This window comes from Salinirubellus salinus (assembly GCF_025231485.1).
GTDB classification, from domain to species: domain Archaea; phylum Halobacteriota; class Halobacteria; order Halobacteriales; family Haloarculaceae; genus Salinirubellus; species Salinirubellus salinus.
The window spans coordinates 3718613-3740186 of record NZ_CP104003.1 but is presented as its reverse complement, the minus strand read 5'-3'; the positions used below and the strand labels follow the sequence as shown (position 1 = coordinate 3740186).

Below are 21574 nucleotides of genomic sequence, written 5' to 3'. Positions count from 1 at the left end.
GGCGCTAGTCCGGGCGTACGTTCGCGCGGCGGACACAGCCGAAACCGAGATCGAGGGCGCGTTCGTGTAAACCGACTAATAACAATATGCCAACAATCAGAGTATCGGCGTGATGACGAGCGACGACGCGAGCGCAGGTGGCCTCCGGACGCTGCTGGTCGGCCTGGACGGGACCAGTCCGGACCTCCTAGAATCGCTGTTCGACGCCGGTGTCGCCCCGACAATCAGGGATGTGTTCGAGGGCGGCGTCGGCGGGGTGCTGGAGTCGCAACTGCCGCCGTGGACCGCGAGCGCGTGGCCCTCCATCTACACCGGCGTGAACCCCGGTAAACACGGTGTGTTCGACTTTCTGATGTTCGACGGCTACGACTGGGACGTAGTCAACCGGAGCCACGTCCGCGAGTACGCGCTCTGGGAGCTCCTCTCGGAGCGAGGACTGTCGAGCGTCGTCGTGAACGTACCGGTGACACACCCGCCCCGTCCATTCGACGGGGCGCTCGTACCAGGCTACGTCGCCCCCGACCGCCCGACTTGTCACCCGCTGGGACTGCTCGAGGACATCGAGGCAGAACTCGGTGCGTACCGGGTCTACGGTTCGACACCGGCGGATCCGAGCGACCGCGAGCGCATCTCGGAGTACCGGGAACTGATCCGGATGCGCGGCGAGGCGTTCCGCTATCTCGTCGACCGGTTCGACCCCTCTTTCGGCTTCGTCCAGTTCCAGCAGACGGACACGGTGTTCCACGAGATACCGGAGAACGAGACGGCCATCAGGGCGGTGTACGAGGCCGTCGACGACGAACTCGAGCGGGTTCTCGAGCAGTGTCGACCCAAGAACGTCGTCCTCGTGAGCGACCACGGCATCGGTCCTATCGACGGCTACGGCTTCCGGGTGAACGAGTACCTCCGGAACCACGGCTACGTCGAGACCACGCCGCACGGCGGGGGGACTCCCTCGTGGACGGCCGCGATACGGAGCGAGAACGGCAGCGAGGAGACGTCCGAGCGCCGGTCCGCGGCGTGGCTGGAGAAGGTGGTCGCACTCGCGGCCCGTGGCGGGTTGACGAGTCAGCGCCTCGAACGACTCCTTGCCCACGTGGGGCTGGACGAGTTCGTCGTCAGCCACGTTCCGACCAGCGTCATCCGCACCGGGACCGAACAGGTGGACTTCACCGCCTCGGCGGCCTACATGCGCTCAAGGCTGGAACTCGGTGTCAGGCTGAACCTCGCCGGCCGCGAACCGGACGGGGTGGTCCCCCGAGACCAGTACGAGACGGTCCGGAGCGACCTGATCGAGTTGCTCTCGGCCGCCCGCACCCCGGACGGCGATCCCGTTTTCGAGGCCGTCCTCCCGAACGAGGCGGTGTTCGAGGGCCCGTACCGCCACCACGGCCCCGACATCGTCACGGTCCCCGACGGGTTCGACCACCTGCCGGCGGCGTCGCTGCTGGGTTCGGAGTTCGGCCCACCGGCCGAACCGTGGGAGCACAAGCGATTCGGTATCGTCGCCGCCGCTGGAGCGGCCGTCGACGAGACGGCGTCGCTCGACGGTGCCCACATCTTCGACGTGGCACCGACCGTGCTGGCGACGCTCGGACTCCCGGCGACCGAGCGGATGGACGGCCGGGCGCTCCCGGTCGTAGACCCGGTGGGGACGGCCCCCTACGGTCAGTTCGAGGCAGGAGCGGCAGAGGCGTCGACGGGAACCGACGCCGTCGCGCGACGGCTGACCGACCTCGGGTATCTGGAGTGACACCATGGTAGACGTGAGATTCGCGGACGACGACGACATGGAACGCTGGGACGACATCGTGACGCGCTCACCGCAGGGGACCCCGTTCCACCGGCGGGCCGCGCTGGACGTCATGGCCGAACACTCGGGGACGACCCTGCACCCGCTCGTCGGCTACAAGGGCCAGGAACCGGTCGGTTTGCTGCCGGTGTTCGAACTCTCGAAGGGAGGCCTGACCGCGCTGTTCTCGCCACCACCGCGCCTGAAGGTGAGCTACCAGGGGCCGGTGCTGGTCAACCTCGAGAAGCTGAAGCGACGGAAGCGGGAGGGCCGGACGACGCGGTTCGTCGACGGCTGTCTGGAGACGCTAGAGGAGGACCTCTCGCCGAACTACACCCACGTCCGATGTGGCTCACGGTACATCGACACACGGGCGTTCGCGTGGAACGGTTTCGACGTGCGCTCGCGGTACACCTACGTCGTGGACCTGACGCCCGGACCGGACGCGCTCATCGACGAGTTCAGCAGCGACGCGCGCCGGAACGTCCGGAACGGCCACGACGACAGGTACGAGATCTCCGAGGGCGGCGCCGAGACCGTCGAGCGCATCGTCGAGCAGGTGCGAGCGCGCCACGAGGCACAGGACGAGCCGTATCCGGTCTCCACGGCGTTCGTGACGGACCTGTGGCGGGCGCTCCCCGAGGGGACGGTCCGCCCCTACGCCTGTACCGTCGACGGCGAGTTCGCCGGCGGGATGATCACGCTGGAGTCGGGCGACACCGTCTACCGGTGGCAAGGGGGTGCCAAACCGGAGAGCGACCTGCCGGTCAACGACCTCGTGGACTGGCGCATCATCCGCGACGCGGCCGAGCGGGGATTGACCCGCTACGACCTCGTGGGGGCGAACGAACGCAGCATCAGCCGATACAAGGCCAAGTTCGCCCCCCACCTCGAGCCGTACGCCGAGATGGAGTCCGGAACGCTGTTGATGCGGGCCGCTAGGCGTCTCGCGACCACCGTTCGCCGGTAGCGTGTAGCGTCACGCGGTCGGGTCTTCCGCCGCCGCGACGGCCGCCGCGCGCTCGATGCGGTCCTGTTCGGACCGGTGGCGCTCGACCCCGTCCAGGTGACGGCGGAGTTCGCGGGCGACTGCCGGGAACGAGGGAGCGACGTCCCGGCGTTCGTCGGGGTCGTTCGACAGGTCGTAGAGGGCCGCGTCGCCGTCCCCGTCCACGTACTTGAACCGACGCCCGCGAACCGTTCGGAAGCGTCCACACTCGCTACTCGCGAACACGAACGGCGACGTCATCGCTCTCGGCACGAACTGGCGGCCGCGGGCGAGCGTCTCGACGAGGTCCGGGACAGCCGTCAGCGATACAGGTTCGTCCACCACCTCTTGGACGCCAGCGTTGGCGACGACGAAGGGGACGTGTAGATTCTCCTCGTAGACATTTCGGTGGTGGTGGCCCCAGTTGCCGTGCTCCCCGAGCGACTCACCATGGTCTGAGTGGACGACCCAGACCGGGTCATCCGCCGCGAGGTCCGACCGGAGGCGAGCCAGAAACGCGTCGACGGCACGGACGGTGTCCCGGTAGCTCCGTTCGAGCGGTCCGACCGCGGAGGGAGGGACCGACTCGGCACGGCCGCGCATCGCTCCCTCCGACCTGAGAACGCCGTAGTACATCTCGAGCACCGAGTTCTCCTGGCGATGGGCTCGCCTGGTGATATACGGGATGTGCGTGTCCATGAGGAACACCCAGAGGAAGTACGGCTCTCGGAGCCCCGCGCGAAGGTCCAGCAGGTCGTCGTAGAACGACTCCCAGTTCGAGAAGAACGACTGGTTGGTCAACATGTTCAGCCCCAGTTCCAGCGGCTTGGTGTCGACGTCGACCTGTGGGATTCGTGATATGAAGTTCGAGAGACGGCTATGCTGGCCGGTCGCCGATCGGTCGAGGAACCGGTCGAACCCGGCTTCGAACTGAGCGGCGGTCGACGTCCACGGATTCGGGGTGAGCGCCGCGGTCGTGTACCCCCGATCGTGCAACCGCTCGGCGAGCGAGGGGTACCGCTCGAGGTGCGTCGCGATGGTGGTGAGTCGGCGTTCCCAGCCGTAGGCGTCCCCGTGGCGTTCGACCGCGGCCGGCGCTCGCGGGACCCCGGTGAACGTGGCTGGCATCGACGAGAAGGTCTGTGGCCCCGGCGCGATGGCGTTCCGGAACGCGACACCGTCGGCGGCGAGACAGTCGAGCGTCTGGGTCAGTCCGGACTCCGGGCTGGCACCCACGTAGCCGCAGTGGTCGGCCCTGAGACTGTCGATGGAGACGAGAACCACGTTCGGCCGCCCGTCGGTCATGGGTCCCACCACAGTTCCTGCCAGTCGGCGGTGCGGGTCGTCGTACGCATTCCGCTACACTGCCCGTCCCACACCTATTGTTAGGACCCTCGAACTTCCCCCGACGTCTCCGGGTGCCTGGTCGGTGGACCGCTCGTGGAGGACAGTAGACTCTCCTTACCGCCGTTAACCCCGCGAGTTATCGACAGTCTATCCTCGTCCACCAGACGGGAGAAAGGCGCTCCGCCCCCGAGTTCTGCATCTTTAATCACTACCCTGACACACTCTCCCGTTCTTGAAGATGGACCCCAGTAGTGTGGTTTTGTCGGGCATCATCTCGTAACAGAGATATTACCTGATACGATGACGGAACACTCATCAAATAATGGATAACTACCTATGCGTCCAATTGTCAATAATCCACTATCCCCGCTCGGCGTAGCCCGGTGCGCGACGGTGGCACCGGTGGGGCGGGTGGAGGTACGAGAGTCTATGCAGATTCCACACCACGTACGCGGTCAGTCGAGCACCGAGACGGACAGTCACGCACCCAGCGCGGTGGTTGCCACTGGGGGCGTCGAAGGATGAGTAACGCCGTCCCAGAGATCGAGGAGCCGCCGACCGAAGGGACACCCGAGGAGGCCGGGGAGCCGGAGTCAGCCGGCTTCGGCCCGCTCCCGCTCGACCAGGTGTTCGACGTGCTGCGCAACGAGCGCCGGCGACGGGCGCTCCGGTTCCTCGTCGAGAACGGTGGGCGCGCGGAGATGAGCGAACTGGCGGAGGCGCTCGCGTCGTGGGAGACGGGGAAACCGGTCGAGGAGCTCTCCGCGAGCGAGCGAAAGCGGGTCTACGTCGCGCTCTACCAGTGTCACCTCCCGCGGATGGACGACGTGGAGGTCATCGAGTTCAACAAGCCACGCGGCGTCATCGAGCTGGGCCGGAACGCGGCTGCACTGAACCGGTACCTGGAGGACGCCAAGGAACTCCGGACGGCGCGGCCGTGGCGTGGGGACGGAGACGACACCACGGACGAGCCGGCCTCGACCCGCCCCTGGCCACGGTACTACGCGGCCGCCGTGCTGGTCGGTGGACTGCTGTTCGTCGCCAGCCTCGGTATCGGCGCGCTGGCGACGCAGGTCGTTCTCGGCGGGGTCCTGCTGGCCGTGGCCACGCTCAGCGTGCTCCACCTGCGAGACGTCGACGAACTCTCGCTGCCGGGCGGCGAGTGAGGCTGCACGGCCGCCGCTCACTTTTTCACGCCGCGTTATCGCGCGAAGTATTCAAGTACGTCAGGGTGTAACGTAGGTCGAGAGAACCATGGGGGGTGAGGGACCGCGGACCGTGCTGGTCGTCGCCGACTCGAGCGACGCCCTCACCGCCGCCGATGGGATGGGCGGTGCGTACCGCGTGGAGACGGCGCGCTCGGCCGACGAAGCGCTGACCGCGCTGGGGGTGAGCGACGACGCTGGCCACGATGTGGACCTGCTGGTGACCGCGGCGTACCTGCCAGACCGCTCGGGCGAGGCGCTCCTCGAGACGCTCCGCGAGCGCGGCGTGCGTGTCCGTGCTGGCGTGCTCGCGCCGCCGACGGCGGGCGCGTTCCCGACGTTCGACGTGCGCGTGGACCGACCGGTGACGGCCGCGGCCCTCTCGCGGGCCGTCGACCGGCTGGTCTCGCTGGAGGAGTACGACACGCGGGTGGACCGGCTGTACGAGCTGGCCCGCCGGCAGGGTCGACGCGACGACGCCGCACCCCCGGTGGGTGACGGTGGGTTCGACGCCGTCGACGGGGCGGTGCTCGCCGCGCGAGCGGCGGCGGACGCGGCGCTCACAGAGGTCCGGACGGAGGACCGGGAACGACTGTTCGTCGGGGAGCCGATGGGCACCGGAGCAGCGGCGGGGACGGAGGACGATACGACATGAGAGACGGCGACGCACGACCGGCGGCGAGCGACAGGCCGGGTCGCGGGAGCGACCCGAGAGACCCACGGGAGACGGCCGAGCGACTCCGCGAGGAGTTGCAGGCACTCCGCGAGTCGGGGTGTACCATCCTCGTCGTCGGTGAGGTGCCGGCCGAGGTGTCCCGCGAGGCGTGTGCAGCACTCGCCGGCGGCCCCGAGCGCGAACTCGTGACCGTCGAGACGGGCGGTGGCTGCACCTGCGGCGGTGTGGGTCGCGACCCGTCGCACACGCGGACGGTCCGGTGGGCGGACCGAGCCCGTGGGGCGGCCACGACGGCCGGCGACCACACTGGCACCGACCACGGCACCGTGACCGAGGCGACCACCCTCTCGGAGCTGGGTGAGGCGACCGCGGCGGCCGTCGACCGGGCGGCAGCGGACACGGCGCCGGGCGAACTCCGGGTCTGTATCGACTCCCTCGGACCGCTCGTCGAGGCCACGTCCGAGCGCTCCGTGTTCCGCTTCTGTCACCAGTTGAACGCGACGGTCCGGGCGGCCGAGGGGCTCGGACACGTCCACCTGCCTGTGGCTCGCGAAGCAGAACGGGCCGCGATTCTCGGCGCGCTGTTCGACGTGACCGTCGAACTGGACCTGTTCGGTGGCAAGCCGCGTCAGCGGTGGTTCCTCCACGAGGCGGGCATCGTCAGCGACTGGCTCCCCATCGGGGTGGGTGACCGATGAGTCGGAGCGGTCGTGCGCCCGACCCGGTCGACTCGCCCGAGCGGGACCCGGCCGACTGCGTCGACGTCCGGTTCGACCCGCTCGCGGAGTTCACGGGCGTCGAGGTGGTCGACCCCATCGACCGGCACCGCTACACGCTCTACACCGACGACCCGGTGACGCCGGCCGGTGTCGACACCGCCGGGTTCGAGTACCCCGTCGACGCCGCCGTCGAGTTCGAGACGACCGGCGTCGACCTCGCGACGGTCGTCGGCGGGAACGTCCGCCCCCTCGACGGGGGCCCGGGAGAGCCCCGTGGCTTCGACCACACCTCCGACGAGGCGTTCGAGCCCGGCCGCTACAGCGTCGAGCTGTTCACGCCCATCAAACTGTACCTGCAGGTCGAGGGGCCGTTCACGGTCACGACGGGGTTCGCGGCGACGCGACTCGCGTTCGAGGCGCCGACCACGGTCCGTGTCGGCGCTCGCTCGTTCCACGAGCGCCCCGCCGCGACGGTGACGACCACCGGTGACCCAGAGGACCTGATGCGGGCCGTCTCGACGTTCGGGTCGGCGCTCAAGACGACCGGCCCCGAGCGTTCGTACCCCACGCTGCGGGGCCACCCGCCGGCCATCGAGGTGGGCGAGGAACTCGACGTGCCGGCCGGCCTCGAACCGCCGGAGACGGGCCTCCGCATCGAGGTGCCCCCGGAACGCGGGGCCGTCTACGTCGTCGCGCCGCTGGCGTACTACCTCGGCGCGCGCGTCGAACCCGGCCCCATCCCGCGACTCGTCACCGACGACGGGACGCTCGACTACGCGCTCGACCGCCCGCTCGGGTTCGAGCGGACCGTCGAACGCGTGCTCAAGCAGGTGTTCTTCCTCGACTGTCTCACCCGGACGGAGGGGGGCTACGGGTCCGACCTGCACGAGCGCCGGGCGCTCGAGGGCACCGTCGACCTCGACTTCGCGGCGCTGTACGGTGCCTCGCTCACCGAGCAGGTCGCCGCCTACCTCGAGGTCCCGTTCGAGATCGTCGAACCGCACCTCCCCGAGTGGAAGTTGACGACGCACGTCGCGCCGACCCCGGCGAGCGCGGAGACGCTCCCGTTCCTCGTCGACGACCTCGCGGTCGTCCGGTCGCCTCAGACGGGGTCGGCCGCCGCCCCGGTCGAGCAGTCACGCGCCGTCGAGGAGTTCCTCCGGGCGGGTGACGGCTTCACCCGGAGCGAGACGGAGAGCGCCACCGTCGGCAGCGTCGTCTCGCCGGCGGCCGCCGACTCGCTCGAGCAGGCGTGGGTCGGCGACGACGCCCCGTTCGGCGCGAGCAAGGCGACCGTGCAGGCCTACCGGAACCGCCTCGGCCGCTCGGCCAAGCGGGGCGACATCGACATCACGGTCGTCTGCAACGACGCCGCGATGGCCAGCGAGGAGGGCGTCGTGGAGGACGCGTACGGCGACCGCGAGGAACTCCCGTTCGACGTGACGCTGAAGCGTGGCCTCGACGTGGCCGAGCTCCGGGAGACGCTCCGGGAGGACCGCGACCTCCTCCACTACATCGGACACATCGACGCCGAGGGGTTCCGCTGTCCGGACGGCTACCTCGACGCGCGCGACCTCGGAGACGTCGGCATCGACGCGTTCTTCCTGAACGCCTGTTCCTCGTACGAGCAGGGGATGGCGCTCGTCGACGCCGGGAGCATCGGCGGCATCGTCACCCTCTCGGACGTCGTCAACTCCGGGGCGGTCCGCATCGGACGGACCGTCGCGCGGCTCCTCAACCGCGGGTTCCCGCTGAACGCCGCGCTCGACGTCGCGCGCGACGAGTCGCTCGTCGGCAGTCAGTACACGGTCGTCGGCGACGGCGGCCTCGCCATCACGCAGGCAGAGAGTGGGACGCCGCTCCTCTACGAGGTGCGGGCGGCGGAGACGGGTGGCTACGACGTCGAACTGCACGCGTTCCCGACCGGCCAGTTCGGGATGGGGACCGCGTTCATGCCGTTCATCGACGACTCCGCGGACACCTACCTCAACTCCGGGGAGGTGGGGACGTTCCGCCTCGACGAGGCGGCGTGTCGGGAGTTCCTCGGTCGCGAGGACGTGCCGATGCGCGTCGGGGGGCAGTTGTGCTGGAGCCGGAATTTCGACCTAGACTCGCTGTAGCGGGGCCGTTCAGGGACCGGGGTTCGAGCAGCCCGCCGCGGCCGCCGCGTTGCCGGCCTGCGCGAGCAGCAGCGTGATCGTGAACAGGACGCCGGTCATCCGCGGGTTCTCCTTGAGGTACATCGCGAGGGTGCTGTCGGACATTACAGCCCGCACTGAGTGGCACGCGATATTATATTTATTTGAACAGTTCTGGTACGAAATTAGTGAATAAAACTCTCGCGAGACCGTTTTGGAAGAAACCGAGTCACGCGACCGAGAGCCGGCTATCGATTCTCCGATACACTGCCGCCCACTTGAACCTTCTGCCGAACCATCACGTTCCCGAGCGGAGCCGTCGAGCATCGCGGGCCGGGTCGGGCCGCAGGCCGGCTAGGTAGTCGACTCGGCGTTGACTGTCAGACTCGCGCGGACCGTCTGCGTGGCGGCGTCCACCGCGTCGGGACACCGGCTCACCGTCTGTCCGGGTCCCCCGCCGTCGAGGAAGGTCACGATGGAGGTCGGGTAGTAGCGCGCCTCGCCGTCGCCGTACGGGAGGACGAAGACGTAACTGTTCACGTCCACGTTCGGGAACTCGACGAACCGGACCGTCTCGCCGCCGAACGACTCCTCGTAGGCGACGCCGGTGCTGTCCTCGCGGTCGATCTGGTCCTGGACGAACGACTCGGCCTCCGCGGCCGTGAGCGCGTCGAACGACTGGCCGACGCGGATCGTCGCGCTCGACTCCCCGTTCTCGCTGCGCAGTACGGGACTCTCGAGGCGCTCGTACCGGCCGTTGGACTGCTCGATCGGCTCGCCGACCGACCAGCTGTCGACGTAGTCGAACGCGAACACGTAGGGGGTCCCGGCCACGTCGAACGGCGTCGGCGACCCGTCGAGCGGCGCACAGAACGAGTCCGCGGGGCCGGGGCTGGCCGTGGCCGACTCCGTGGGCGTTGGGCTGTCGGTGGCAGTGGGAGTGCTCGTCGCGGTGGCGGTCGGCGTCGCCGTCGGACTCGACGTCCCCCCACCGCTCGGTGCGCCACCGCCGGTACACCCGGCCAACCCGGTCGCTGCGGCCGCCGACGCGAGCAGGACCCGCCGGCGCGAGAGGTCGCCGCCGCTCACTGCTCGCGCACCTCCGCGATGGTCGTCTCCGGGTTGGGTGCGAGGCTCTGGCGCACCGTCTCGACACCCACCACGGTCGACTCCAGACAGAGCGTCTGTGACTCGCCCTCGTCGTCCTGCCGGAGGATGCTGGAGTTGAGCATCATCGTGAGCTCGTAGTAGCGTGCCTCGTCGTCGCCGTGTGGCAGCCACGTCTGGTAGGTCGGCAACTCCACGTCCTCGAACCCGATTATCTGTATCGTCTCGCCGCCGAACGACGGCTCGGCGACGACGACCGACCGGGCGTACTCCCCGTCCGTCGCACCGCTGACGGCGTCCTGAACCTCGGCCTCGGTCAGCGCCTCGAACTTCTGACCGACGGTGAGTCCCGCGCTCTCCGTCTCGCCGTCGACGGTCACGACCGGGCTGCTGATGCCCTGTATCATGCCACCCGGCCCCTCGAGCGGGTCCTGCAGTTCCCAGCTGCCGACGTACTCGAACGTGAAGACGAACGGCGTCCCCGCCGCGTCGTATGGGGTCGGACTCCCGGTCAGCCTGGAGCAGTCCGGGTCCGCGCTGGGCATCGGTGTCGCCTCGAGCGTCCCGGCGTCACCGCCGCCACCGCTCGCGGCCGTGGCCGTCGGCGTGCTCCCCCCACCGCCACCGTCGCCCGTACCCGCCGGTTCGTCGCCACCCGTACAGCCGGCCAGCCCGGTCGTGGCCGCGGCTGCTGCACCCAGAAGTACCCGTCGTCGAGAGAGTCCGTACATACGAACGGTCCGGAGCAGAGAGGTGTTAGGTTACCGCGTGTACACCAGTTCACGACGTGAACGGACGTTCGAGTCGCGAGCGCCGCGAGCGCCGCCTCAGGGGCCGGGGGCGGTGTCCGCCCCGTCGGCCCCGTCGGGCACGCGGAACGCCTCGGCCGAGAGGGCCGTCGCGTCGGCCCGGAGTCGGTCGAACTCCTCGGCCACCCACTCGCGGACCACCGGCGACTCGCTGACGACGATGCCGCGCGGGACGCCCGTCTCGTCGTCCGCCGACACGATGGCCGTCTCGTCGAAGGTGGCGATCTGATACGGCACCGACGGTCGCTCGTAGATGTCCATCGTCCCGCGTTCGAGCATCGCTCGGACCTTCCGCCGGACCTCGGGGTTGGCGCGGATAGCCGCGGTCACCGCCGGCGTGAACACCCCGTGGGTGTGGTGGCCGCCGGCCATCGCGGCCTCGTATGCGGAGGCGACCACCCGCGGCGCCACGGCGTGGACGACCATCAGCACCTCGCTCGACGTCTCGAACAGCTCGCGGAGTCGCGAGAGGTGTCGGCCGGGGTCGGTCGGCGTCGGGCGGACCACCTCCGCGTCGCCGAGCGCCGCCAGGTCGAACCCGAACGCCCCGACTGGCAGGTACTCGAGGAGCGGTTCGAGCCGGCGCGTCGTCTCCACCGTGTCGAGGAACCGCTCGAACGCCCCCGCCACCGCCTCCCCGGCGTTCGTCACCGCGTACTCGTTCCCCCGGCGTTCGACCCAGCCCCGCTCCTCGAGGTCGGTGGTGATGCGGCCGATGGTCACCCGTGAGGCGCCGACGCGCTCCCGGAGCGTGCTCCGGTCGGCCGGCGTCTCGGCCAGCGCCGCCAGCACCGCGCCGCGGTGGGGCGAGCGGACCAGGAACGCCACGTCGTCGGCACTCATGCCCTCGACTCGCGGGTGCCACGGTGATAATACCCCACGCCGGAAGCAGGTACGCCCGCACCGTCGGGCGTGGGGCGGTCACCGCACGAACGCGTAGTCGAGCGTCCGCCGGCAGGTCAGCCGGCGCCCGAACGTGGCCGTCTCGCGGAGCGTCGCGACCACGTCGACGAACAGGGTGTCGACGGGCGCCGACGTCGGGTGGACCGCGAACTCGAGGGCGAGGTTGCCGGCGCCGAACCGCCGCGCCGCCCCGTCTGCCGGCCCGAGGTCGACCATCGTCCACCCGTCGGAGTCGCGGGCGACGGTCTGGGCGACGGCGGTGCTGGCGGGCGACTGGACCCAGATGGGGGCGACGAACGCGCTCCCGGAGCGTGGCGGGGCCAGCAGTCGGAGCCGGAGGCGCTCCGTCCGCAATCCCTCGCGGTGATGGAGGAGGACGAGGAGCGGAACCGGGGCGTCGGCATCCACGACGGACGCCGTCTGCCGGACGGTGGCCGTCACGTCGCGGGCCGGGCCGAACCAGTGGTGGTGTTCCCGGCCGTCGGCGTCGACGGCCTCGCCCACCCAGTCGAGGCTGGCGGTGCCGGGGCCGTCGGCACAGCCGGCGAGCGCGGCCATCCCGGCGGCGCCGGCGGCGAGGAACGGTCTGCGGGCGAGGCGGTCGGACGGGGGGTGTCGTGTCACGGTCGTGATGGGGGTGTCAGGTCAGCGCGAGCAACAGCCACAGCTGCCAGGCGGTCCAGCAGAGCCAGCCGACGCCGAGGCCGGCGAGGGCGGCGGTCCGACGGCGGGGGGCGACGCGGGCCACGGCGGCCCAGACGGTAGCCGTCGCGACGAGTCGGTAGGCGACGAGTGCCGGGAGCCCCCACGCGGCGACGACCCCGGCGAACGGGAGGACCGTCGCCGGAGGCTGTCCCATCCGGGCGGCGTTCCCCGCCGCGAGCGTGGCGGCGAAGACGCCGACGAGGGCGAGGAGGCCGGCGAGCGCCAGGCGGGGCCGGACTGGGACGGTCCGGGAGCGGACGAGGGCGCTCACACCGAATCGTTCCCCCAGGTGGCGACCCGTTCGCCGTCGTGCATGACGGTGAGGTGGAATCCGTCGAGCCCGTCGTGCGGCAGGTCGAAGACGGCCTCGTAGGGGACGTGGCCGTCACAGGCCCGTGGCGTCCGGCGGGTGTCCTCGCGCGTCGACACCCAGATCGTGTAGCGACCGGGCGCGTCCTCGACGAGTGCGGCCGGCGGCGCGAACCGGGCCACGTCGTCCACCGAGAGGTTCCCGTCGACGGTGACGGTGACCACCTCGGCAGTGGCGTTCTGGGAGAGCGCCATCCGCGTCGGGACGTTCGACCGCTCGCAGACGGCCGCTCCGCTGGTGAACCGCTGGACGGCGACCGAGTCGTCGGGGTCCCAGTCGCCGGTCGGAGTGGTCCCCTGGACGGGCGTCCCGGCTGGCGTTCGCGGGGCGTCGTTCCCGTCACCGACCGCGCCGAAACACCCCGCGGTCAGGACGAGGCAGACGACGGCCAGCAGTGGAAGGCGTGGTAGCTGAGCCATGTCCAGTCGGGAGGACAGGTTCGGAGATAACCGCTCGCAGAAACGGGATTCTGTCCGCGGTAGCACGCTGCGTGCACACACCTGTCAGCGAATCGTTATCCGCTGAACGGGACTGTACGCGTGCGTGAATCGACACTCCCGACCGTTCGTCTCGGCGCTGCTGGCGCTCCTCCTTCTCCTCGCCGGTTGTGGGGGACTGGACGCCGGACCGGGTGACCGCGGCACCCCCTCGCCTTCGGCGACGCCGACCCCAACCCCGGACCCGACGGCGACGCCCACGCCGTCCCCGACACCGACGCCGACCGCGACCCCGGCCCCCGAACGCCGTGACCTGCGGGTCGAGGTGGGCGCGACGGACGGCACCGCCTTCGAGGTGACCGTCCTGTTCGTCGACGACCCGGTCGAGCGGGTGACGGTCCGGTACCAGGACGGCACGGAACGGACCTACGCGGCGAGCACCCGGGGTGACCTCCCCGAGGGCGCACTGGTCGACGCGGTGGCGCTCGTCCTCGAGGTGCCCGTCGAGCGAGCGGTGCGGGCGGGCGACGACGCCACCGGCGGCAGGTTCAGTCTCGGCATCCCCACGGCGGCGAGCGACGTGGTCTACGTCGTCACCGTCGACGGCCGGGTCCACGACTGGGACGTCGTGACCTGTGGCGACGGCGACGTGACGCGACTCGACCTGACGGTCCACGAGGCGGGCGTCTCGACGGGGAACGTCGGGTGTGCGCTCTGAGTCGAGTGAGAACGAGCACTAGAGTACCGCGGCGAGCGACACCGTGAGCACCAGCGCGTTGGACAGACCGTGGGCGACGATGGTGACGCCGAGGTTCCCGGTCCGCTCGTAGAGCACGCCGAGGACGACACCGCCGAGGACGATGGTGGCGAGGGCGATGGCCACGGCCCCCGAGAGCGGGTCCGAGCCACCGACGACGTAGCTGAAGACGTGGCCGGCGCCGAAGCCGAGCGAGGTCAGCCCGATGGCGACGGCTGGGCCGAACTCCTCGCGGAGGCGGCCCTGGACGACCCCCCGGTAGAGCAGTTCCTCGGCGGGTGCGACGACGAACAGCGCAGACAGGATGGCCAGCGAGTAGAACAGCACCGGGTTCGTGGCGGCGAACCGGCCGATGCCGCTGGTCGCCGTCTCGCCGGCTCCCACGCCGAGCGCGGCGGCGCCGAGTTGCAGGACGACGGCCCCGAGGAGTGGGGCGAGGATGCCGACGACGACCCACGGCCACTCCCGGCCGTCGGGGACGCGGACGGGCATCGGGAGGGGGCGGACGCGCCGGTACGCGAGCGCGATTGCGGCCAGCGAGAGCGTGGCGAGCGTGCCGCTCACGGCGTACGTGCGGACGAGGTCGTCACCGTGGCCGAGCGCGTCGGCGAGCAGGCCGACCCCACCCGAGACGAGCGGGGCGGCGAGCGTCCCGAGCACGAGCAGTGCGGCCGCGGCGCCGAGCGCGCGGAGTCGGCTGGCGAGTGGGGTTCCGGCGAAGCGGTCGGGCAGGCGGGTCGTCGTGTCGGTCTGGAGACTCGTAGCCACCGGGGAGGCCGCACGGGGACATAGTCGCTTGCAGAACTGTCCTTCTGTTCGTCACCTCGTCGCACGGGGTGTGCTATAGCAGACAGAAGCGCGCTTCTGAGAGTCTTTATCTCCACGTTCGTCATCCGACCTGTCGATGAACGCGATAGAACTCCGCGGACTCACGAAGCGTTTCGGTGACGTGACCGCGCTCGACGACGTGACCCTCGACGTGCGCGAGGGGGAAATCTTCGGTTTCCTCGGGCCGAACGGCGCCGGCAAGTCGACGACCATCGACGTCCTGCTCGACTTCGTCCGCCCCACCGACGGCGAGGCGTCGGTGCTCGGCCACGACTGCCGCGAGGCGTCGCTGGCCGTCCGCCAGCGCGTCGGCGTCCTCCCCGACGGCTACCACCTGTACGACCGGCTCACGGCGCGCGAACACGTCGAGTTCGCCGTCGCCTCGAAGCGGAGCGACGACGACGTGGACGCCCTGCTCGAGCGGGTCGGCATCGCCGACGCCGCCGACCGCAAGGCCGGCGGCTTCTCGAAGGGGATGCGACAGCGTCTGGTGCTGGCGATGGCGCTCGTCGGCACGCCCGACGTCCTCGTCCTCGACGAACCGACGACCGGGCTGGACCCGAACGGGGCCCGCGAACTCCGGGAGATCATCCGCGCGGAACGCGACCGCGGCGCGACGGTGTTCTTCTCCTCGCACGTCCTCGAGCAGGTCGAGGCCGTGTGTGACCGCGTCGGCATCCTCCGCGAGGGCCGTCTCGTCGCCGTCGACACCATCGACGCGCTCCGTGGCGCGCTCGGCACGGAGGCCCGCCTCACCCTGACCGTCGACGCCGTGGACGACCGACTGGTCGACGCCATCGAGGCCGTCGAGGGCGTCTCCAGTGTCCGGGTCGACGGCAGCCGGACCGTCTCGGTCACCTGCGAGGACGACACGAAGGCGGCCGTCCTCGGCGCCGTCAGCGCCGTCGGCGTCGCGCTGGTCGACTTCGACACCGAGGAGGTATCGCTGGAGGAGCTGTTCGCGGCCTACACGGAGACCGAAGAGGAGGACGGAGCCGTCGACGCCGGGGCGGCGACCCCGGAGGTGGGCCGATGACCTGGGTCGTCGTCGCCCGGAAGGACTTCGCGGACGCCCGGCGCTCGAAGGCGCTCTGGGGTACCACCGCGCTGTTCGTCCTGCTCTCGGTCGGGATGGCGCTACTGTACGCCACGGTGCCAGCGGTCCGCGTCGACGTCGGCGAGACGAGTACGCTCGGCTACCTCACCCTGCTACTCGCGGCCACCTCGCTGTTCGTCTCCATCGCGGCCATCGTCGTCGCGGCGGGGTCCATCGCCCGCGAGCGCGACAGCGGGTCCGCGAAGCTCCTGCTCGGCTTCCCGCACAGCCGGCGCGACGTGGTGCTCGGCAAGCTCCTCGGCCGCACCGCCGTCCTCGGCGTGGCGCTGCTCGTCGGGCTCGCCGCGACGCTCGTCGTCGTCCTCGTGCTGTTCGACTCGTTCTCGCCCGTCGACTACGCACTGTTCACGCTCGTGACGCTGCTGCTCGTCCTCGTGTACGTCGGCATCATGGTGGCGCTGTCGGCCACCACCGGATCCGGCGGGCGTGCCATGGCCTACGGCATCGGCGCGTTCGTCGCGCTCGAACTCCTCGCGGACCTGCTCCCGACGACGGCGCTGTTCGTCGTCAACGGCTTCTCGTTCGCCAGCCCCGAGACGCTCCCCGGCTGGGTGGCGTTCCTCAACGTCGTCACGCCGACGGCAGCGTACACGAACGCACTGGCCTGGTTCCTCGGCGACGGCTCCGCCGCCGCGCTCGCCCTCGGTGGCGCGCTCGGCGGTCCGGTCCCGTTCTACCTCACCGGCTGGGCCAGTGTCGCCGTCCTGCTGGCGTGGCTGGTCGGCCCGCTCGCCCTCGGTTACCGCGCGTTCGCCCGCGCCGACCTCTGAGTCGGGGGCGACCTGTCCTGCGCCAACGCTACGTTTCTCCCCACGCCTCGCCCCGAGTCGGGTATGTTCGACAGCTCGCAACCTGCCGACGGCGTCGCCGTCGAGCGCCGCTCGCCAGAGGCGGTGTTCGCCTTACTGGGCGACGACATCCGCGTCGGCATCGTCCGGGCGCTCGGCGAGACGCCAGACGAGGCCGTCCCGTTCGCCGAACTCCACCGCCGGGTCGGGGTGCGTGACTCCGGCCAGTTCAACTACCACCTCGGCAAGCTCCGTGACGTGTTCGTCCGCCGTACGGACGCCGGGTACGAACTCACGCACGCGGGCCGGCAGGTCGTCGGCGCGATGTACGCCGGCACCTTCACGGCCGACGCGACCGTCGAGAACGTCCCCATCGACGACCCGTGTCCGCTCTGTGGTGGCGGCCTCGTCGCCGAGTACGCCGACGAGGTCGGCCGTATCCGCTGTTCGGCGTGCGACGCGTTCCGAAACGAGTTCGCGTTCCCGCCGGGGTCGCTCGACCAGTTCGAACCGGACGCGCTGCCGGGCGCGTTCGACCGCTGGATGCGCCACGTCCTCGACGGCGTGGTCGCCGGGTTCTGTCACCTCTGTGCCGGACGGATGGACGGCCGACTCGTCGTCGATCCACCCGAGGAGCAGATCGCGTCGCTCCCCGCCCACGTCGAGTACGAGTGCGCCCGGTGTGGCTCGGTGGCCCGCGTCGGCCCGCACGGCCCCGCGACGTTCCACCCGGCCGTCCAGGGGTTCCTCTACGAGCGGGGCCACGACGTCCGGACCGACCCGTCGTGGCGTCACGACGCGCTCGGCCTCCCGGAGACGACGCTCCGCTCGACGGACCCACCCGAGGTCGCCGTCACCTTCGGCGACGAGCGCTCGTCGCTGACTGCCGTCCTCGGTCCGGATGCGACGGTCCGGTCGCTCGAGCGGGACTGAGCGACAGCCGGTGTCGTGCCCCGTCGTGACGTACAGAAATCCAGTTCTGCGCGCAGTTATGCCGGGATACGACCTGCCGGTGGCATGGACCAGAACCCCACCATCGGACGCCGAACACTCCTCACCGCCGGCGGTGCCGTCGCACTCGCCGCGCTCGCCGGCTGCACCGCCCGCGGCCTCCCGTTCGGAGTGGCCGACTACGCCGAGGAGGAGCGCCACTCGTTCCCCGCGAGCGAGGTGGCGACGCTCGCCGTCGACAGCGCGGTCGGGAACGTCGTCGTCGGGACGGCCGCGACCGACCGCGTCGAGGTGACCGTCGTCGAGCGAGCCGAGGAGCGGGCGACCCTCCGCGACATCGTCGCCGACGTCGAACTGGTCGACGGTTCGCTCACCGTCCGGACGCGGACGCCGGCCCGTCGGCTCACCAGCGTCGACGAGACCCCGCGCGTCGACGTGTGGGTCACCTTCCCGGCGCCCGGTCCCGTCGTCGAGTCGCTCACCACCCGCGCCGGCGAGGTGACACTCCGGGACGCCCGCGGCGACGCCACCCTCCACGCCGGCGTCGGAGCGGTGCTGGCCGAGCGCGTCGACGGCTTCCTCACGCTCTCGAGCGGGCTGGGCCGCGTCGAGGCCACCGACGTGACCGGCATCGACCGCGCGGTCACCGACGTGGGAGAGGTGACGGTGGAGGTTCGTGACCTGCGCACCGACGCCGAGGTGGGCACGGAGTGGGGCGAGGCCACCGTCGCCGTCCACGAGGACCTCGACGTGGACGTGCTGGCGGAGGCCAACGGCGCAGTCGACTGCGACCTGCCGCTGACGAGTCGGACCGGCGGCGGCCGACTCGTCGCCGGCCGCCTGAACCGTGGGGGCCACCGCCTCCGCGTGTACAGTGAACTGGGCGAGGTGTCGGTCCGGCGGCTCGCGGCCTGAACAGACCTCCTCGACACCGAACTGGCGGACGGGGGCGGGCCACTCGTCTGAACACGAGATTTCCGCGCACATCGAGCGAGAACCGGGTGGGAAGAGCGGGCAAAGGGGGACATATTCACGCGGATATAAGACGGCTCGTGACGAACGTTCAGTAGCGCGACGGTCGTCGACCGGGCGGTCGGCTCGTCGCCGGGACACCACCATGATACCCTACAAGACTGCGGCCGCGCTCGTACCGTCCCTCGCTCCCCTCCAGGCGACACAGGCGGAGGTGTTCGACCGCATCGCGAGCGACGTGGTGCTCAGTTCCTCGCTCTGGGCCAACGTCGCGCTCGCCGGCTTCTCGATACTGCTGTTCGTCGCGATGGGCCGGAGCCTCCAGTCCGAGCGGGCGAAGCTCATCTGGGTCGCCACCCTGCTCGTCCCGCTCGTCTCCATCGCCAGTTACGTCGGCCTCGTCTCCGGGCTGACCGTCGGCGTCCTGACGATGCCACCCGGCCACCCGCTGGCCGGCCAGGAGGTGCTCCAGCCGTGGGGCCGCTACCTCACGTGGACGTTGTCGACACCGATGATACTGCTCGCGCTCGGCCTGCTGGCCGGCACCGACCGCGCGAAACTGTTCACCGCCGTGACGATGGACGTGGGGATGTGCGTGACCGGGCTGGCGGCGGCGCTCGTCACCTCGTCGTACCTGCTCCGCTGGGTGTTCTTCGTCATCAGCTGCGCGTTCTTCGTCGCGGTGCTGTACGTCCTCCTCGTGGAGTGGCCGGCCGACGCGCAGGCCGCCGGGACGAGCGAGATATTCGGCACGCTCCGGAACCTGACCGTCGTGCTCTGGCTGGGCTACCCCATCCTCTGGGCACTCGGCGTCGAGGGGTTCGCCCTGCTCGACGTGGGCGTCACCTCGTGGGGCTACTCCGCGCTCGACATCCTCGCGAAGTACGTGTTCGCGTTCCTGCTCCTGCGCTGGGTGGCCGCCAACGAGCGGTCCGTCGGCGGGGCCGACCCGCTGGGCGGGACGACGACGATGGCCGACGACTGACCCGCCCGCCGACTCAGTCGGCTAGCGTCCGTACCGCCGGCGTCGAGTCGTCGGCGCCGATGGCCGTCGGCACCGTCCGCCCGGCCTCGCGCCGCCGGGCCCACCAGTACCCCAGCGCGAACCCGAGCCCGAGTAGCGCGACCGGTGCCGGCCGGGGAACCTCGGACGACGGCGGGCCGACGCGGTAGGTCGTGTCCGCGACGAACGCCAGCGTGAACTCCTCCACCTCGTCCCAGTCGGTGTACTCGTAGTCCCGCGAGGTGTCAGTGTCTCCCGTCGTCACCGCGGAGACGAGGCGGAACGTGAACCGCGTCCAGCGGTCGTACTGGCTGTACTTGACCGCGCCCGCGAACGTACCGACCCGGTCGGGTTCCCACCCGGTCTCCTCGACGAAGTGGTCGACGAACTCCTGGGCCCCCCGCTGGGCCCACCGGAGGGGCATGATCGAGGCCAGCGACACCTGGAAGAACCCGGACGGCCGCTCGGCGAGCGCCGCCCGCTCACGCTCCACGAACGCCAGGACGGCCGGGTGGTGCCGACGGTTGTGGACCGGCGACCCGACCAGCACGGCGTCGAACCCCTCGACGGACTGCTCGGGCGTCGCTGTCAGGTCGACGACCGTGGCGTCGTGACCGTACGCCTCGAGGACCGACCCGACGAACGCGGCGATCTTCCCGGTCTGTCCCTCACCTGTGCCGTACGCGACGAGCACCGATGTCATGGCTACTCACCGACTGACTCGGCCCTCGGTCGCGGTAACTTTGCGGTTGGTGTGTGCTCACTGGAATCTCGCGCGCCGTCCGAATCGCCGCTGTCGGAGGGTTCTCGGGGACCGGAGCCCAACTGTGGGTCGTGACACGAATCGGTATCGTCGGCGCCGGTGCCGCCAGCGCCGCGCTGACGCACGTCCTCTGCGGGACGACCGACGCCGACGTCACGGTCCTCGAGAAGTCCGGCGGTCTCAACGGCCGCGGCGCGACCCGTCGGCACGGGGACCTGACCTACGACTACGGCGCGAACTACCTGAAGTCAGACGACGAGCGCGTGAACGAGCTCGTCCGCGAGACGCTCGGCGAGGACGGCCTCGTCGACGCCCGCGAGCCCGTCTACGTCTTCGACGCGGACGGCGAAGTGAGCGAGGGCCGCGAGGCCGACGAGCACAAGTGGTCCTACGAGACCGGGCTCACGCAGGTCGCGAAGCGGCTGTTCGGCGGGACCGACGCGCGGGTGGAGCGTCGCACGCGCGTCGAGACCATCGCGCGGGACGACGCGGCCGACGAGTGGCACCTCACCGACACCGACGGCGACGAGTGGGGTCCGTTCGACGTGCTCGTGCTCAACCCGCCCGCACCGCAGACGGCCGAGTTGCTCCGCTCGGCCGAGTGGGAGAGTGACCACCGCGAGCCCCTGCTCGAGGCGGTCGAGGCCGTCGACTACCGCTCCATCTGGACCGCCGTCCTCCACTACCCGTTCGAACTCGACCGGCCGTACTACGGCCTCGTCAACGTGGACAAGGCCCACGACGTGGGCTGGATATCGCGCGAAGAGTGCAAGGCGGGCCACGTCCCCGACGGCGAGAGCCTGCTCGTCGTGCAGGCCAACCACGAGTGGTCCGTCGAGCACTACGACGGCGACCCGGCCGAGAACGTCGCCGCCCTCGCCGAGATGGCCGCCGCCGTCGTCGGTGACGAGCGACTCGCCGAGCCGCAGTGGACCGACCACCAGGGGTGGCGCTACGCGCTCACCGAGGGAGGCGTACGGTCAGGGCCGGTCCGGAGTGCGGAGGAGGCGGATCTCTACTGCATCGGCGACTGGGTGGCCGGAGAGGCCCGCATGCACGCGGCACTGCGGAACGGGCTGGAGACGGGCGAGCGACTGGCGCTGACGCTGTAGCGGGCGCGAAGCGTCCTCGCTCGGGAGGTGCGGCTGGCGGTGGGGGCCTCCGCTGATGACTCCCGAGCTCTTACGGGGAGGTGTCGA

The 21574-nt window shown here is 70.6% G+C and carries 23 protein-coding genes; 13 read left to right on the top strand and 10 right to left on the bottom strand.

Features of this window, described 5'->3' with window-relative positions:
* Positions 1-112 precede the first annotated feature (112 nt).
* Complete coding sequence (locus tag N0B31_RS19650) at positions 113-1753, top strand: alkaline phosphatase family protein (protein WP_260593339.1); 1641 nt, start codon at positions 113-115, stop codon at positions 1751-1753.
* A gap of 4 nt (positions 1754-1757) precedes the next feature.
* Positions 1758-2762: a lipid II:glycine glycyltransferase FemX gene (locus N0B31_RS19645; protein ID WP_260593338.1), complete on the top strand. Its 1005-nt coding sequence runs from the start codon at positions 1758-1760 to the stop codon at positions 2760-2762.
* Between the two features lie 9 nt (positions 2763-2771).
* Here N0B31_RS19645 and N0B31_RS19640 read toward each other — a convergent pair whose 3' ends face one another.
* The gene (locus N0B31_RS19640; protein WP_260593337.1) at positions 2772-4085 is read right to left on the bottom strand and encodes a sulfatase-like hydrolase/transferase; all 1314 of its coding nucleotides are present in this window, start codon (positions 4083-4085) and stop codon (positions 2772-2774) included.
* Positions 4086-4648: 563 nt separating this feature from the next.
* On the opposite strand from N0B31_RS19640, the gene N0B31_RS19635 reads away from it, so the two are divergent.
* The 4 genes from N0B31_RS19635 (at position 4649) to N0B31_RS19620 (ending at position 8847) form a co-directional block, all read left to right on the top strand.
* A complete protein-coding gene (locus tag N0B31_RS19635) occupies positions 4649-5293 on the top strand; it encodes a DUF7344 domain-containing protein (RefSeq protein WP_260593336.1) in 645 nt (214 codons plus the stop codon).
* An 88-nt stretch (positions 5294-5381) separates the two neighbouring features.
* On the top strand, positions 5382-5987 hold the full coding sequence (locus N0B31_RS19630) for a response regulator (RefSeq protein WP_260593335.1): 606 nt from the start codon (positions 5382-5384) through the stop codon (positions 5985-5987).
* Complete coding sequence (locus tag N0B31_RS19625) at positions 5984-6706, top strand: DUF7504 family protein (RefSeq protein WP_260593334.1); 723 nt, start codon at positions 5984-5986, stop codon at positions 6704-6706. Before N0B31_RS19630 ends, N0B31_RS19625 begins: the two co-directional genes overlap by 4 nt.
* Positions 6703-8847 carry a hypothetical protein gene (locus N0B31_RS19620; protein ID WP_260593332.1) on the top strand — a complete coding sequence of 715 codons (2145 nt, stop codon included), beginning with the start codon at positions 6703-6705 and terminating at the stop codon, positions 8845-8847. The genes N0B31_RS19625 and N0B31_RS19620 overlap by 4 nt, the downstream gene beginning before the upstream one ends.
* Before the next feature lie 9 nt (positions 8848-8856).
* Here the strand turns inward: N0B31_RS19620 and N0B31_RS19615 are convergent, their stop codons facing one another.
* The 7 genes from N0B31_RS19615 to N0B31_RS19585 form a co-directional block, all read right to left on the bottom strand.
* Entirely contained in the window at positions 8857-8991 is a 135-nt protein-coding gene (locus tag N0B31_RS19615) for a DUF7503 family protein (RefSeq protein ID WP_260593331.1), read from the bottom strand.
* Positions 8992-9219: 228 nt separating this feature from the next.
* Positions 9220-9954, bottom strand: a complete 735-nt coding sequence (locus tag N0B31_RS19610; RefSeq protein ID WP_260593329.1) for a hypothetical protein — start codon at positions 9952-9954, stop codon at positions 9220-9222.
* Positions 9951-10703: a hypothetical protein gene (locus N0B31_RS19605; protein ID WP_260593328.1), complete on the bottom strand. Its 753-nt coding sequence runs from the start codon at positions 10701-10703 to the stop codon at positions 9951-9953. Before N0B31_RS19605 ends, N0B31_RS19610 begins: the two co-directional genes overlap by 4 nt.
* Positions 10704-10799: 96 nt before the next feature.
* Complete coding sequence (locus N0B31_RS19600) at positions 10800-11624, bottom strand: helix-turn-helix transcriptional regulator (RefSeq protein ID WP_260593327.1); 825 nt, start codon at positions 11622-11624, stop codon at positions 10800-10802.
* A gap of 78 nt (positions 11625-11702) precedes the next feature.
* Positions 11703-12308 carry a DUF8121 family protein gene (locus N0B31_RS19595; RefSeq protein WP_260593326.1) on the bottom strand — a complete coding sequence of 202 codons (606 nt, stop codon included), beginning with the start codon at positions 12306-12308 and terminating at the stop codon, positions 11703-11705.
* A gap of 16 nt (positions 12309-12324) precedes the next feature.
* A complete protein-coding gene (locus N0B31_RS19590) occupies positions 12325-12660 on the bottom strand; it encodes a hypothetical protein (RefSeq protein ID WP_260593325.1) in 336 nt (111 codons plus the stop codon).
* Complete coding sequence (locus N0B31_RS19585; protein ID WP_260593323.1) at positions 12657-13178, bottom strand: hypothetical protein; 522 nt, start codon at positions 13176-13178, stop codon at positions 12657-12659. Before N0B31_RS19585 ends, N0B31_RS19590 begins: the two co-directional genes overlap by 4 nt.
* 124 nt (positions 13179-13302) lie before the next feature.
* Between N0B31_RS19585 and N0B31_RS19580 the strand changes: the two genes are divergently transcribed.
* Entirely contained in the window at positions 13303-13914 is a 612-nt protein-coding gene (locus N0B31_RS19580; protein WP_260593321.1) for a hypothetical protein, read from the top strand.
* An 18-nt stretch (positions 13915-13932) separates the two neighbouring features.
* On the opposite strand, the gene N0B31_RS19575 is transcribed toward N0B31_RS19580, so the two are convergent.
* Entirely contained in the window at positions 13933-14721 is a 789-nt protein-coding gene (locus N0B31_RS19575; protein WP_260593320.1) for a CPBP family intramembrane glutamic endopeptidase, read from the bottom strand.
* A 136-nt stretch (positions 14722-14857) separates the two neighbouring features.
* Here N0B31_RS19575 and N0B31_RS19570 point away from each other — a divergent pair, with 136 nt between their 5' ends.
* The 5 genes from N0B31_RS19570 to N0B31_RS19550 all read left to right on the top strand — a co-directional run bounded on the left by N0B31_RS19570 (position 14858) and on the right by N0B31_RS19550 (position 19594).
* Complete coding sequence (locus N0B31_RS19570; protein ID WP_260593318.1) at positions 14858-15817, top strand: ABC transporter ATP-binding protein; 960 nt, start codon at positions 14858-14860, stop codon at positions 15815-15817.
* Positions 15814-16668, top strand: a complete 855-nt coding sequence (locus N0B31_RS19565; protein ID WP_260593316.1) for an ABC transporter permease subunit — start codon at positions 15814-15816, stop codon at positions 16666-16668. The genes N0B31_RS19570 and N0B31_RS19565 overlap by 4 nt, the downstream gene beginning before the upstream one ends.
* Positions 16669-16731: 63 nt before the next feature.
* The gene (locus N0B31_RS19560; RefSeq protein ID WP_260593315.1) at positions 16732-17619 is read left to right on the top strand and encodes a winged helix-turn-helix domain-containing protein; all 888 of its coding nucleotides are present in this window, start codon (positions 16732-16734) and stop codon (positions 17617-17619) included.
* Between the two features lie 84 nt (positions 17620-17703).
* Positions 17704-18552, top strand: a complete 849-nt coding sequence (locus tag N0B31_RS19555) for a DUF4097 family beta strand repeat-containing protein (protein WP_260593314.1) — start codon at positions 17704-17706, stop codon at positions 18550-18552.
* A 202-nt stretch (positions 18553-18754) separates the two neighbouring features.
* A complete protein-coding gene (locus tag N0B31_RS19550) occupies positions 18755-19594 on the top strand; it encodes a bacteriorhodopsin (RefSeq protein ID WP_260593313.1) in 840 nt (279 codons plus the stop codon).
* Positions 19595-19607: 13 nt separating this feature from the next.
* Here the strand turns inward: N0B31_RS19550 and N0B31_RS19545 are convergent, their stop codons facing one another.
* Positions 19608-20315, bottom strand: a complete 708-nt coding sequence (locus N0B31_RS19545) for a flavodoxin domain-containing protein (RefSeq protein ID WP_260593311.1) — start codon at positions 20313-20315, stop codon at positions 19608-19610.
* A gap of 131 nt (positions 20316-20446) precedes the next feature.
* On the opposite strand from N0B31_RS19545, the gene N0B31_RS19540 reads away from it, so the two are divergent.
* Positions 20447-21487, top strand: a complete 1041-nt coding sequence (locus N0B31_RS19540; RefSeq protein ID WP_260593310.1) for an NAD(P)/FAD-dependent oxidoreductase — start codon at positions 20447-20449, stop codon at positions 21485-21487.
* Positions 21488-21574 lie beyond the last annotated feature (87 nt).